A 12,590-nucleotide genomic window follows, 5' to 3' on the forward strand; every position below is an offset into this window, starting at 1 on the left:
AATGGTCAAGGAAGAACGCCCTGCGCGACTTCACTCCCTCATTCCTGGAGAACTGCCATGAATACCACCCCACCTGCCATCGACTACAAGGCCTGCATGGACGCCTGCCAGGCCTGCGTCATTGCCTGCAATACCTGCGCCGCCGCCTGCCTGAAGGAGTCAGACGTCCAGATGATGGCCGCCTGCATTGCCCAGGACCTGGAATGCGCGCAGATCTGCGAACTGGCCGTGGCCGCAATGGCGCGCCAGAGCCCGCATGCGCCGGACATCTGCCGCCTGTGCGCCCAGATCTGCCAGGCCTGCGCCGACGAATGCAGCAAGCATTCCCACGACCATTGCCAGACCTGCGCGGCAGCCTGCCAGCAATGCGCCATGTCGTGCAATCTCATGGGCATGCAGTCGCACTGACACGGCTGGCATGGGCCATGACAGCCGCCCTGGCAGAAATCCTGCAAACACGCAGGAAAAAACGCCACCGGCGCTGTCGCCAAACGCCGCGCCTTCGCGGAACCGGGCCTGCCTACACTTTGATGCATATCCAGGCACACAGGAAGCAAACATGGCACTCGAAATCAGCGCAGAGGAACGGTTCTTCACCCTGCTGAACCAGTTGAAGCACATGCCTCCCTGCTCATCCCGCCAGGAGGCACACGACATGCTGTTGCTGCTCTGGATGCGCATCTGCGAAGGCGCCGGCGCTCGCCGTGAATTGCTCAACCGCATGCGGCAACGCACGCTGTGCGCAGAACATGGCTGGAAAAACCTCGACAAGAGCCCTTGCCATCTGGATTCGGACACCCTGCCGGGCATCCGCATCTATCTGCATTCCAACGGCACCATCGTCATTCAAAGACAGGGGGGAGCGCAGGATTCCGAAATCCTGCACTTCAGCGCCAGGCGCGAATTTGCCGAGGCCTAGGCCCGGTCCGCGCACAGCGCATGGGGGCAGTCGGAGCAGAGGCTAAGTGCAAACACCAACGATGTCCCACATGCGACATGGGCCCTGTCTCCATAGAATGCGTCATTGTGTAGCACACTATCCATGAGGAATACATGACAGCAGATTACAAAACCCTCCTCCAGCAGAAGGCCGAGCTTGAGGCAAAGATCGCCGCCACCCTGAAGGCGGAAAAAGGCGGAGTCATCGCCAAGGTCCGCGAACTCGTCGAGCAGTTCGGTCTGACCCAGGATGACATCTTCAGCACCGGCAAGGCCAAGTCCGCCAGCATTGGCGTGGCCAAATACCGCGACCCCGCCAGCGGAGCCACCTGGACAGGCCGGGGCAAACCGCCGCGCTGGATTGAAGGCAAGGACCGCAAGGCCCTCGAGATCTGAGCACGGCCCGCCAACGCGGGCCTTTTTTATGGCCGCAACTGCCTGCTGCGTCAGCACAGGCTGCAGTTGCACTACCATCATTGCGTTGTTCTGCAAAGGCAACAGAGCCTTGAGCAACTCACAGGGCCTTTGGCAAAGACGCTCCCCTGCCAGGAGTCTCCGCCGCAAGCCAAGATGCCTTTGCGCAGCACATCCGATCTCATGCAAATCGGCCCACACCGCGCGGCTTCAGCGATCATTATTCATACTGCATCGAAAAGACATCATGCTTGATGGATCAAAAACACTGGTGATGATTGCTTTCTTTTGGATCACCATGGTCCATGGTGCATCAGGGCAAAACATCCAATCACCGATCTTGCTTCATGAAAGAACATCGCCCACTGCTTTTCCAGTCGCCATTTATCGTGGCATCAAGGTGGATGATTTCAGAAGACTGGTGATCAGTGCTTTCGAAAGCGCCCGGTTTTCCCATACGTCCATTGAAAAATCGAAGGATGGAACGGCGCAATACAAATTCTTCTATTCCGTGGCGACGGGTGGAAAAATTCAGCGCGTTGATGTGGTCCTGCGGGTGGACGAGAACCTTGACAAGAGCAAGAGATGCGCCAGCTGCTTCTTGCGGCTGACCATGATTCCAGATCTCCCCAGCCTTCAATCTTCTTCGTGGATGCTTCAGTACGATCTGAGTCGCCAGGTTTTTTCGGCCATCGATCAAGCCTATGCCAGCATTCACGATCTCGGGCGAAAATCCATGGACGCGGATTTCGGGTTCAACTATAGAAACAAGTGGCGAGGAGAAAAAAATCTATACGAAAACTCATTTGTCGGCATTGATCCATCAAGTCTGAAGACCATGATCATCGACGCATACAGCGTTGCCGGTTTCAAGCTTGCAGGCGATACAACGAAGAATTCCATCCTTTCCGAATTGACCTTCTCTTTTCCCATCGCTCCAGATCAGACCGAAGGTGTTGTCTACAAGATTTCTCTGGCAAGCCAACTCGACGCAAGCAATCGCTGCTATCCCTGTGAGATCAGTGAGGTCTATGACCCTCACCAGCGACTGCCGGCAGCGGGCCTGTCTGGCATGTCCAGCCGGCTGACGCTCGAGTCACGCTTTACCGCTGCCCGCATGCAGGCGCTTGAAAAGCTCAAGAGTGGCACCGAGCACTATTTGCGCCCGGAAACCGTTTTCACCATCCCGCCAAAGCCCGCACCGCTCGGGTCGCCCCGGCCGCAGATCCAGCCACCCATCGTCACATGACTGCCCTGCCACACGCAAACGCCATGCGTGCCGGCCTGCTGGCACGGCATCCAGGGTTCGACGGCCTGTTCATTGCCGGCACGCTGGCATTGGCCCTCGGCATGACGGCCATGGCTTCGATATCGCCTGCCATGCTGCTTGCCATCGTGCTGGTGGATACCTGGCTTTTCGCCAATCCTCATGTCATGGCCACCTTGACCCGGATCGGAGCCAGCATGGCCGATATCCGACGCCATCGCTTCCTGATCTTTGGCCTGCCCGTGATCGTGCTCGGCGGTGTGGTGGCGACCGTGCTGGCATTCGAGGTCGCCGGGCTGTTCACGCTCTATTTCTGCGCGCAGAGCTATCACGTGGCGAGGCAGTCCTTCGGCATCGCCAGGGCCTATCGGCGCTCGGGGATGCATCCCTTTCGCCAGGACCGGCTCGCAGAAGCCGTCATCTACCTCGTTGCCGCGTGGGGGCTGCTTGCCCGCTGCGCCCAGGCGCCCGAGACCTTTCTGGGCTATCCCATCCAACTGCCTGCCGTACCCGCCCAGGCGGCCAATGCGATGGGCGTTGCGGCCATCGCTTGCAGCGCCTGCTGGCTATGGCGACAGGCTCGCCTGGCTCTGACGGGAAACATCGATTGGCGTCACGATGGCTTTGTGGCCTCGCATGCATTCACCTGCTTCGTGGCCTACATCTGGATCACCGACATCACGCTCGGATGGCTCCTGATCAATCTGTGGCACAACCTGCAATACCTGCTATTCGTCTGGGTGCAGAACATCCGCCGCGAGCGACAGACACAAGCCGACAAAGCGTCGGAGACCGGCTTGTGGAAGAACGCGGCCCGGTATGGTGGTGTGTGCCTGGCACTGGGCTCAATGCTCTACCTGGCCATCGACTGGGCAGGCACACAACTGCTCTGGCTGGGGCTGCCCACTGTGCTGATAGCGCACTTCACCCTTGGTTTTCATCACTACCTGGTGGACGGGGTGATTTGGAAGCGGCGTGCTGCCTCAGCGGAGCATGGCTCACTTGTCAGGCGCGATTGCAAGTAAGCAACCGGGCAAGGCCTTCCCATTCCCATTGCAGGCGGCCACCGGCACGCCAGAAACAGAAAAACCCAGTGCCGTTTTCACAGCACTGGGTTTCATGTTTCTGGCGGAGAGGGAGGGATTCGAACCCTCGGTACGTTCGCACGTACGCCTGATTTCGAGTCAGGTACAATCGACCACTCTGCCACCTCTCCGCAGCGTCGAAGCTGAAATTATAGCCTAAAAATTCAGACCTTCAGCAAAGTCTGTCCACCCATGTACGGGCGCAGCGCCTCGGGGATGGTCACCGAGCCGTCGGCGTTCTGGTAGTTCTCCAGCACAGCCACCAGCGTGCGGCCCACGGCCAGGCCGGAACCGTTGAGCGTGTGCACCAGCTCGTTCTTGCCCTGGGCATTCTTGAAGCGTGCCTGCAGGCGGCGTGCCTGGAAGGCCTCGCAGTTGGAGACCGAGCTGATCTCGCGGTAGGTGTTCTGCGCAGGCAGCCAGACTTCCAGGTCATAGGTCTTGGCCGCGCCAAAGCCCATGTCGCCCGTGCACAGGCTCATCACGCGGTAGGGCAGGCCCAGCTTCTGCAGCACGGCCTCGGCGTGGCCGGTCATTTCTTCCAGCGCCTCGTAGCTCTTTTCCGGATGCACGATCTGCACCATCTCGACCTTGTCGAACTGGTGCTGGCGGATCATGCCGCGCGTGTCGCGGCCGTAGCTGCCGGCCTCGGAGCGGAAGCAGGGGCTGTGGGCCGTGAGCTTGATGGGCAGCTGGTCCTCGGCCACGACCACGTCGCGCACGAAGTTGGTCAGCGGCACTTCGGCCGTGGGAATCAGGTAGAGCGCCGCGTTGTCGGGCACGGGTTCGCCATCCTGGCCGCCCTTCTTGGCGGCGAACAGGTCGCCCTCGAACTTGGGCAACTGGCCCGTTCCCTTGAGCGAGTCGGCATTGACGGCGTAGGGCACATAGCACTCGGTGTAGCCATGCGAGTCGGTCTGCAGGTCGATCATGAACTGCGCCAGGGCGCGGTGCAGGCGGGCGATGGGGCCCTTCATCACGGTGAAGCGCGAGCCCGACAGCTTGACGCCCATGTCGAAATCCAGGCCCAGCGGCTGGCCCACGTCCACATGGTCCTTGACCTCGAAATCAAAGGTCTTGGGCGTGCCCCAGCGGCGCGCCTCCACATTGCCGCTTTCGTCCGCACCGACGGGCACGCTGTCGTGCGGCAGGTTGGGCACGGCCAGCAGCATGGTCTGCAGCTCGCCCTGGATCTGCTCCAGGCGCGTGGCCGACTGGTCCAGCTCGGTCTTGAGGCTGCCGACTTCGGCCTTGGCGGCCTCGGCAGCGTCCTTCTCGCCCTTGCCCATCAGCATGCCGATCTGCTTGGACAGCTGGTTGCGCTTGGACTGCAGCTCCTCGGTCCGTGTCTGCAGGGACTTGCGCTCTGCTTCCAGGGACTGGAAGGCCTCCACATTCAGGAAGGCCTGGGGCTTTTTGCGGGTCTCCAGCCGTGCGACGGCCGAGTCAAGGTCTTTGCGAAGAAGAAGGATATCGAGCATAGCCGGCAATTTTAGGCGGTATCGCCATGGCAGCGCCCGCCCCTGGGCGTTGGGGGTCTTGCCGCTACAGAAATCCCGCGCCAGCGCCGATACTTCCGATATGCCGCCCACAGCGGTTTGCGCACCCGGGAGCACCCATGTTTTTTGTCTTCGGTCCCAACGGACAGATGTTTCGCGGTCCCGCCGAGCGGCTGGGCCAGGTGGCGCCCGTGCGCCGCGTACAACGCCCGCAGGCCCTGCGCACGCGCTCGGCCGATGTGATGGCGGGCGACGCCGCCGCCTCGTTCCCCGCCATCCTGGCCGACCTCGCGGGCCAGCCTGCCGGCGCGCCGGAGCCCGCTCCGCGGCTGCGCGGAGCGGTCGATGCCTACCTTTCCACGGAAAAAGGCCCCAGCCAGCCACGCCAGCCCCTGCAGACCGTGGCCGACGTGATGAGCCACGAGGCCGTGACGGTATCGCCCGAGGCCGGTGTCAACGACGCCTGGCGCGTGTTGGCCGAGCACGGCGTGGCCCAGGCGCCCGTGCTGGATGCCGGTGGCCGCGTGGTCGGGCTGCTGCTGCGCGCCGACATGGCGCCGCTGGACCTGCTGCCCGAGCCCGGTGCGATCAAGGACGCCATTGCCCTGGCGCGCCGGCCCGTGAACGAGGTCATGATCTCCCCCATTCCCACGGTGGCTACCACCACCGACCTGCGCCGCGTGGCCGGCGTGCTGCTGGAGACCGGCCTGCCGGGCCTGCCCGTGACCGATGAGCAGGGCCTGCTGGCCGGCTTCATCAGCCGCACCGACATCCTGCGCGCCGTGGCCTCCGATCCGCCGCTGGATCTGTGGAGCTGAGGCTTTCGGCCCCACCATGCAAAACGGGCGCCAGGCGCCCGTTTGCTTTTTGGCCAATGCCCGCTGCGCCTGCGGCTCAGCCGCCCGTCTCGGGCTGCTTGCCCACGGAGATCTCCAGCCCCGTGGCCGCGTCGATCTTCAGGCCCTTGGGCAGCGGGAACTTCACGGTCTCCTCGATGCCATCCATCTTGCGCACCGACAGCGCGCCCAGCTGGCGCAGGCGCTGGATGACCTCGTCCACCAGCACCTCGGGGGCGGAGGCCCCGGCCGTCAGGCCCACACGCCCGGCATTGGCAAACCATTCCTCGCACAGCTCGCCCGCGTTGTCCACCATGTAGGCGGGCGTTCCCAGGCGCGCGGCCAGCTCGCGCAGCCGGTTGCTGTTGGAACTGGTGGGGCTGCCCACCACGATGAGCACATCCACCTGCGGCGCCAGCACCTTGACGGCGTCCTGGCGGTTTTGCGTGGCGTAGCAGATGTCCTGCTGCTTGGGCTCGCGCACCTGCGGAAAGCGGGCGCGGATGGCCGCCGTGATGCCGGCGGCATCGTCCACCGACAGCGTGGTCTGCGTGACCACGGCCAGCTTCTCGGTCTGGCGGGGGGTGACACGGGCCACATCGGCCTCGTCCTCGACCAGGTGGATGCCCTCGGACAGCTGGCCCATGGTGCCCTCGACCTCGGGGTGCCCCTTGTGGCCGATCATCAGGAACTCGTAGCCTTCCTTGGCGAGCTTGGCCACTTCCACATGCACCTTGGTCACCAGCGGGCAGGTGGCGTCGAAGATGGAGAAACCGCGCCTGCGCGCCTCTTCCTGCACCGCCCGGCTCACGCCATGGGCGCTGAACACCAGGGTGGAGCCGGGCGGCACGTCGTCCAGCTCCTCGATGAAGATCGCTCCCTTGGCCTTGAGATCGTTGACCACGAAGGTGTTGTGCACGATCTCGTGGCGCACGTAGATGGGCGCACCGAACTTGGCCAGCGCACGCTCCACGATCTCGATGGCGCGGTCCACGCCGGCACAGAAGCCCCGGGGCTCGGCCAGCAGGATTTCCTGGGGCGAGGTCGAATCCAGCACCTCAGAGCACCCCGATGATCTGCACTTCGAACGTCACCGGCTGGCCCGCCAGCGGGTGGTTGAAGTCGAACAGCACGGCGCCGTCCTCGCGCACCTGCACCACGGCACCCGCGTAGCTGCCCAGGCCGTCGGGCGTGGGGAACTGCACCACGTCGCCGGGCGCGTACTGCTCGTGCGGGTCGCCCAGCTCGTTCATCAGCTTGCGCGCCACCCACTGCATCATGTCGCCGTTGCGCTCGCCAAAGGCTTCGCCGGCCGGCATCTCGAACGTGGTGCGCGTGCCTTCGGCCAGGCCCAGCAGGCGCTGCTCGACGGCGGGCGACAGCTCGCCCGCGCCCAGGGACAGCGTGGCGGGCTTGTCGTTGAAGGTGTTGATCACATCGCCTGCAGGCCCCGACAGGCGGTAGTGCAGCGTGAGGAACGAGCCGGCCTGGACCGTGGGGTGGGCCGGGGAAGAAGCGCTAGAGGTCATGGAAGTCCCGATAAACTGGCCCGTATTGTAGAAAAACATCCATGCCCCCACGCCCCGTGCAACGGTGTCCCTGCGGCGCCCCCACCTGGCTGAACCATGGCTCTCAAAGACCTGCCCGCCCAGGCCCAGCCGCGCGAAAAGCTCGCGGCACACGGCCCCTCGGCGCTTTCCGATATCGAACTGCTGGCCATCGTGCTGCGCACCGGCATGGCCGGCAAGGGCGTGCTGCAGCTGGCCCAGGAACTACTGCAGCTGCCCGGCCGGGCCGGCCTGTCCGGGCTGCTGCAGGCCGGGCACGCCGACCTGAAGGCCATCAAGGGGCTGGGGCCTTCCAAGTGCGCACAACTCCTGGCCGTGCTCGAACTGGCGCGCCGCGCCATGGCCGAGCAACTGCGCGAGCGCCCGGCCCTGGCCTCGCCCGAGGCCGTGGCGCGCTACCTGCAGCTGCACCTGGCGGCGCGCCAGCATGAGGTGTTCGCCGTGCTGTTCCTGGACGGCCAGAACCGGCTGATCGCGCTGGAAGAAATGTTCCGAGGCACGCTCACGCGCACCAGCGTCTACCCCCGGGAGGTGGTGCTGCGCGCCCTGCACCACCATGCGGGCGCCGTCATCCTGGCCCACAACCATCCCAGCGGACAGGTCCAGGCCAGCGCTGCCGACAAGGCCGTCACGCAGAGCCTGCAGGCCGCCCTGGGCCTGGTGGACATCCAGGTGCTGGACCATGTGATCGTGGCGCCCGGTGCCTCGCTGTCCATGGCCAGCGAGGGGCTGATGTAGGCAGACTCTGTAAAATGAGAAAAATTCTCATTTGCAAAACCGCTGCACCATGCCCTCCCCGTCCACCGCCGACCCGGTGCACACGCTCTACGTCGCCCACCATGACTGGCTGCACGGCTGGCTGCGGCGCAAGCTGGGCAATTCCCACCAGGCCGAGGACCTGGCGCACGACACCTTCGAGCGCGTGGTGGCGTCCCGGCAGGCCCATGCCATCCAGGAGCCGCGCGCCTACCTGACCACGCTGGCCCAGCGGGTGCTCTACAACTTCTGGCGCAGGCGCGAACTGGAGCAGGCCTGGCTCGATGCGCTGGCCACGCTGCCCGAGGAAGTGGCGCCCTCCCCCGAGGACTACGCCCTGGTGCGCGAAGCCATCGAGGCCCTGGACCAATGGCTGGACGGCCTGCCCCCGAAGGTGCGGCAGGCCTTCTTGCTGCGCCGGCTCGACGGCCTCAAGCATGCCGAGATCGCCGAAGCCATGGGCGTGTCCATTGCCACGGTGGAGCGCTACATGAAGCAGGCCCTGGTGCACCTGTACCTCTCGCCGCAGGCCTTCCCCGGCTGATCGCCTGCATGGATGCCGCCACCGATCAGGCCATCGACTGGCTGGTGCGCCTGGACTCGGGCCACGCCAGCGATGACGACCGCCGCGCCTTCGCCCACTGGCTGCGCCAGTCGCCCTGCCATGCCCAGGCCTGGGCCATGGTGCAGCAACGCCTGTCCGCCGGGGTGGAGCCCGCCCTCGTGCAGTTGCGCCGGCAGGGCGGGGGCACGGCGGCCCTGGGCCTGCAGGCGCTGGTGGCGCCCATCCCGAAGGCCGCGCGCAGGCGCGGCCTGTTGCGCGGTGGGTTGGCCGCCCTGCTGACCAGCACCGCCACGGCCTGGCTGGTGCACCGGCAAACACCGCTGACCACGCTGGCCGCCGACCTGCGCACGGGCACCGGCCAGCGCAGCCACCACCGGCTGCCGGACGGCAGCGAGATCGAACTGGACGCCCGCTCGGCCGCCGACATTGCCTACAGCGACACCCGCCGCCTGGTGCGCCTGCGCGAAGGCGCGCTGCTGGCGCAGGTGGCTGCCAGCGCGCCGGGCCAGCCCCTGCGCCCGTTTGTCGTGCAAAGCGCCCAGGGCACGGCCCAGGCGCTGGGCACGCGCTTCATGGTGCGCCAGGCAGAAGGCAGCACCCTGGTGCATGTGCTGGAGCACAGCGTGCTGCTCACCAGCCTGAACGGCCGGCAGCACCGGCTGCAGGAGGGCCGCAGCGCCTGGATCGACGCCGACGGCATCCGCACGCAGGACACCGCCCACCTGGCGTCGGCCGCCTGGGCTGACGGCGTCATCGACGTGCGCGACCAGCCGCTGGGCGAGGTGATCGACGCGCTGCGGCCCTACCAGGCCGGCATCATCCGCATCAGCCCCGAGGCCGCGCGCCTGCGGATCTTCGGCGTGTTCCAGCTGGCCCGGCCCGACCAGGTGCTGCAGGACCTGGTGGACACCCATCCCGTCAGCGTGCGCCGCTGGGGGGACTGGCTCACGGTGATCGACGTGCGAGACCGGCCCGCTTGAATCTTTTTTGCGCCGCGTGAGGGGTTTTGCCGCCCTTGTCGCACATACGGAATGAAAGCCCTTCATTTCCACCGCAACGACAAGGACCTCCGACTCCATGGCCTCCGCACGCCGCCCTCTCCGTATCCCGCAGCCTGGCAGCACGCCCGCACATCGCAGGCCGAGCCCGCCCTCGCTGCTGCTGCCCGTGGCCGCCGCGCTGGCCTGGTCGCTGTCCGCACCGCCGCAGGCCTGGGCACAGCCGGTGGCGGCCAGCACATCGCAGGCAGCCGCCACCCTGGAATGGAACCTGCCCGCCGGCGCGCTGGACGACTCGCTGGCGCGCATCGCCCGCCAGGCCCAGCGCAGCATCAGCGCCGACCCGGCCCTGCTGGCCGGCAAGCGCGCGCCTGCCATCCGGGGCAGCTACAGCGTGGAGCAGGCCGCCCAGCTGGCGCTGGCCGACAGCGGGCTGCGGCTGGCACGCACGCCCCAGGGCACGCTCACGGTGCTGGCCTCCGTCGCCGCGCCCGCAGCGTCACCGGCCACCGCAGCGCCGGGCCGCGCCCAGGACCATGCGCTGGCCGAGGTCAAGGTGGTCGCCCAGGCCGACCGGGCAGGCACGACCGAAGGCACGGGCAGCTACACCGCGCGCGGCCCCAGCGGCGTGGCCACGGGCCTGGCGCTGAGCGTGCGCGACACGCCGCAGTCGGTCAGCGTGATGACCCAGCAGCGCATGGAGGACGAAAACCTCACCAGCATCAGCGACGTGCTGGCGCGCGTGCCGGGCATCTCCACCTCGGCGCTGGGCACCGAGCGCAGCAACGCCAATGCGCGCGGCTACCCCATCACCAACTACCAGCTCGACGGCGTCAGCACGCACACCGAATTCCTGGGCCTGGACGCCCTGCCCACGCAAAGCATTGCCGACATGGCGCTGTACGACCGCATCGAGGTGCTGCGCGGCGCCTCGGGCCTGACCACGGGCGCGGGCGATCCGTCCGGCATCGTCAACATGGTGCGCAAGAAGCCCACGGCGCAGTTCCAGGGCTCGGCCGAGGCCAGCGTGGGCTCCTGGGGCAACCGGCGCGGCGTGCTGGACCTGTCCTCGCCGCTCAACGCCTCGGGCAGCGTGCGCGGCCGCCTGGTCGCCGTGCACCAGGAGGGCGACAGCCACATCGACTTCTACAGCAAGAAAAAGGACGTGCTCTATGGCGTGATCGAGGCCGACCTCACCTCCACGCTCAAGCTCACCGCCGGGCTGGACCACCAGCGCGGCCGCTCGCGCGGCTCCATGGCCTACCTGGGCTTTCCGCTGTTCAGCAGCGACGGGCGGCAGACCGACTTCCCCGTCTCCTTCAACCCGGCCAGCCGCGACAACCGCTTCAACACCGACTCCACCAGCGCCTTCGTCACGCTGGAGCAGGCGCTGGCCAACCGGTGGCAGCTCAAGCTCTCGGCCAACTACCTGCGCTCCAACCAGCGCGAAGATGCGGTCTACCTGGCCGTCAACAACAGCCTGTTCGACCGGGAGACCGGCGATGGCCTGTCGCTCAACGCCGAGCGGCGCGACTACCGGCTGCGCAACAAATCCGTGGACATCAACCTGCGCGGCCCCTTCAACCTGGGCGGGCGCGAGCACGAGGCGGTGCTGGGCTTCGACTACACCGACTTCCAGAGCCTGACCGACGGCAGCTTCGACATCACGGGCCTGCGCAACAAGCCCGTCAACATCTACCAGTGGGACAGCAGCGGCAGCCCGGTGTTCGGCGACCGCTTCGTGGTCTTCGACAGCACGCGCCGCCAGACCAGCCTGTACGGCGCCGGCCGCTTTGCGTTGGCCGACGACCTCAAGCTCATCGTGGGCGGCAAGCTGTTCAACTACGACAGCGACTACCGCACCGACACCACGGACGGATACCACCAGACCTCGCCCTCGTCCGAACGCCGCGTGTTCACGCCCTACGCAGGCCTGGTCTACACGCTGAACCCGCAGCACACGCTGTACGCCAGCTTTGCCACCATCTACAGCCCGCAGACCTCGCGCGACCGCAACGGCGCCTTCCTGGACCCGCAGGAAGGCAACACCTACGAGGCCGGCATCAAGAGCGAATTCCTGGACGGGCGCCTGGCCACCAGCGTCGCCGTCTACCTCATCCGCCAGGACAACCTGGCCGAGTCCGATCCCGGCCAGTTCATCCCGGGCACCACCACCACCGCCTCGCGCGCCATCAAGGGCGCCAAGACGCGGGGCCTGGACCTGGAAGTCAACGGCGCCATCAACCGCCAATGGTCGATTGCCGCCTCCTACAACTTCAGCGCCTCCGAAGACGCCACGGGCCAGCGCATCAACACCACCTTCCCGCGCCAGATGGCCCGCCTGTGGACCACGTACCGCATGCCCGGTGAATGGCGCCGCCTCACCCTGGGCGGTGGCGTCAACTGGAGCAGCGGCATCGAGTACAGCGGCGAAGCCTGGCAGGTCGGCAAGCAGGTCAGCGCACGCCAGGCCTCCTACGCCGTGGTCGGGCTCATGGCGCGCTATGACGTGAGCGACCAGCTGTCGCTGACGCTGAACGTCAACAACCTGTTCGACCGCAAGTACATCGCGGCCATGTCCGGCTGGTGGTACTCGGGCATGTACGGCGCGCCGCGCAATGTCCAGGTCAGCGCCCGCTATCGCTTCTAGAGCCACCAGGCCT

At 66.0% G+C, this 12,590-nt stretch carries 13 protein-coding genes and 1 tRNA gene; 10 read left to right on the plus strand and 4 right to left on the minus strand.

Features of this window, described 5'->3' with window-relative positions; all coding sequences use genetic code 11:
• Positions 1-57 precede the first annotated feature (57 nt).
• From AC57B5_RS12965 to AC57B5_RS12985, 5 genes are all read left to right on the plus strand, one after another.
• Complete coding sequence (locus AC57B5_RS12965; protein WP_013803851.1) at positions 58-408, plus strand: four-helix bundle copper-binding protein; 351 nt, start codon at positions 58-60, stop codon at positions 406-408.
• A 151-nt stretch (positions 409-559) separates the two neighbouring features.
• Positions 560-919 (plus strand): hypothetical protein, encoded by a 360-nt coding sequence (locus tag AC57B5_RS12970; RefSeq protein ID WP_012203894.1) that lies wholly within the window; start codon positions 560-562, stop codon positions 917-919.
• A gap of 134 nt (positions 920-1,053) precedes the next feature.
• Positions 1,054-1,335: an H-NS histone family protein gene (locus AC57B5_RS12975; RefSeq protein WP_012203893.1), complete on the plus strand. Its 282-nt coding sequence runs from the start codon at positions 1,054-1,056 to the stop codon at positions 1,333-1,335.
• A 265-nt stretch (positions 1,336-1,600) separates the two neighbouring features.
• A complete protein-coding gene (locus tag AC57B5_RS12980; protein ID WP_496399685.1) occupies positions 1,601-2,602 on the plus strand; it encodes a hypothetical protein in 1,002 nt (333 codons plus the stop codon).
• Between the two features lie 23 nt (positions 2,603-2,625).
• Positions 2,626-3,645 carry a hypothetical protein gene (locus AC57B5_RS12985; protein ID WP_496399686.1) on the plus strand — a complete coding sequence of 340 codons (1,020 nt, stop codon included), beginning with the start codon at positions 2,626-2,628 and terminating at the stop codon, positions 3,643-3,645.
• Between the two features lie 101 nt (positions 3,646-3,746).
• Here AC57B5_RS12985 and AC57B5_RS12990 read toward each other — a convergent pair.
• Positions 3,747-3,836, minus strand: a tRNA-Ser gene (locus tag AC57B5_RS12990).
• Between the two features lie 33 nt (positions 3,837-3,869).
• Complete coding sequence (gene serS, locus AC57B5_RS12995) at positions 3,870-5,186, minus strand: serine--tRNA ligase (protein WP_496399687.1); 1,317 nt, start codon at positions 5,184-5,186, stop codon at positions 3,870-3,872.
• 137 nt (positions 5,187-5,323) lie between these two features.
• Here serS and AC57B5_RS13000 point away from each other — a divergent pair, with 137 nt between their 5' ends.
• Positions 5,324-6,022 (plus strand): CBS domain-containing protein, encoded by a 699-nt coding sequence (locus AC57B5_RS13000; RefSeq protein ID WP_034390850.1) that lies wholly within the window; start codon positions 5,324-5,326, stop codon positions 6,020-6,022.
• A gap of 76 nt (positions 6,023-6,098) precedes the next feature.
• On the opposite strand, the gene ispH is transcribed toward AC57B5_RS13000, so the two are convergent.
• Both ispH and AC57B5_RS13010 read right to left on the minus strand, forming a co-directional pair.
• Positions 6,099-7,097 carry a 4-hydroxy-3-methylbut-2-enyl diphosphate reductase gene (gene ispH, locus AC57B5_RS13005; protein WP_012203831.1) on the minus strand — a complete coding sequence of 333 codons (999 nt, stop codon included), beginning with the start codon at positions 7,095-7,097 and terminating at the stop codon, positions 6,099-6,101.
• A 1-nt stretch (position 7,098) separates the two neighbouring features.
• Positions 7,099-7,569 (minus strand): FKBP-type peptidyl-prolyl cis-trans isomerase, encoded by a 471-nt coding sequence (locus AC57B5_RS13010; RefSeq protein WP_016450099.1) that lies wholly within the window; start codon positions 7,567-7,569, stop codon positions 7,099-7,101.
• Between the two features lie 96 nt (positions 7,570-7,665).
• Here AC57B5_RS13010 and radC point away from each other — a divergent pair, with 96 nt between their 5' ends.
• From radC to AC57B5_RS13030, 4 genes are all read left to right on the plus strand, one after another.
• Positions 7,666-8,346 carry a RadC family protein gene (gene radC, locus AC57B5_RS13015; protein ID WP_492906668.1) on the plus strand — a complete coding sequence of 227 codons (681 nt, stop codon included), beginning with the start codon at positions 7,666-7,668 and terminating at the stop codon, positions 8,344-8,346.
• A gap of 49 nt (positions 8,347-8,395) precedes the next feature.
• The gene (locus AC57B5_RS13020; RefSeq protein ID WP_043824830.1) at positions 8,396-8,908 is read left to right on the plus strand and encodes a sigma-70 family RNA polymerase sigma factor; all 513 of its coding nucleotides are present in this window, start codon (positions 8,396-8,398) and stop codon (positions 8,906-8,908) included.
• Between the two features lie 8 nt (positions 8,909-8,916).
• Positions 8,917-9,909: a FecR family protein gene (locus AC57B5_RS13025; protein WP_496399688.1), complete on the plus strand. Its 993-nt coding sequence runs from the start codon at positions 8,917-8,919 to the stop codon at positions 9,907-9,909.
• Positions 9,910-10,006: 97 nt separating this feature from the next.
• Positions 10,007-12,577 (plus strand): TonB-dependent siderophore receptor, encoded by a 2,571-nt coding sequence (locus tag AC57B5_RS13030; RefSeq protein WP_496399689.1) that lies wholly within the window; start codon positions 10,007-10,009, stop codon positions 12,575-12,577.
• Positions 12,578-12,590 lie beyond the last annotated feature (13 nt).

This window comes from Delftia sp. BGA-UO-ETr-SB1, from assembly GCF_059567865.1.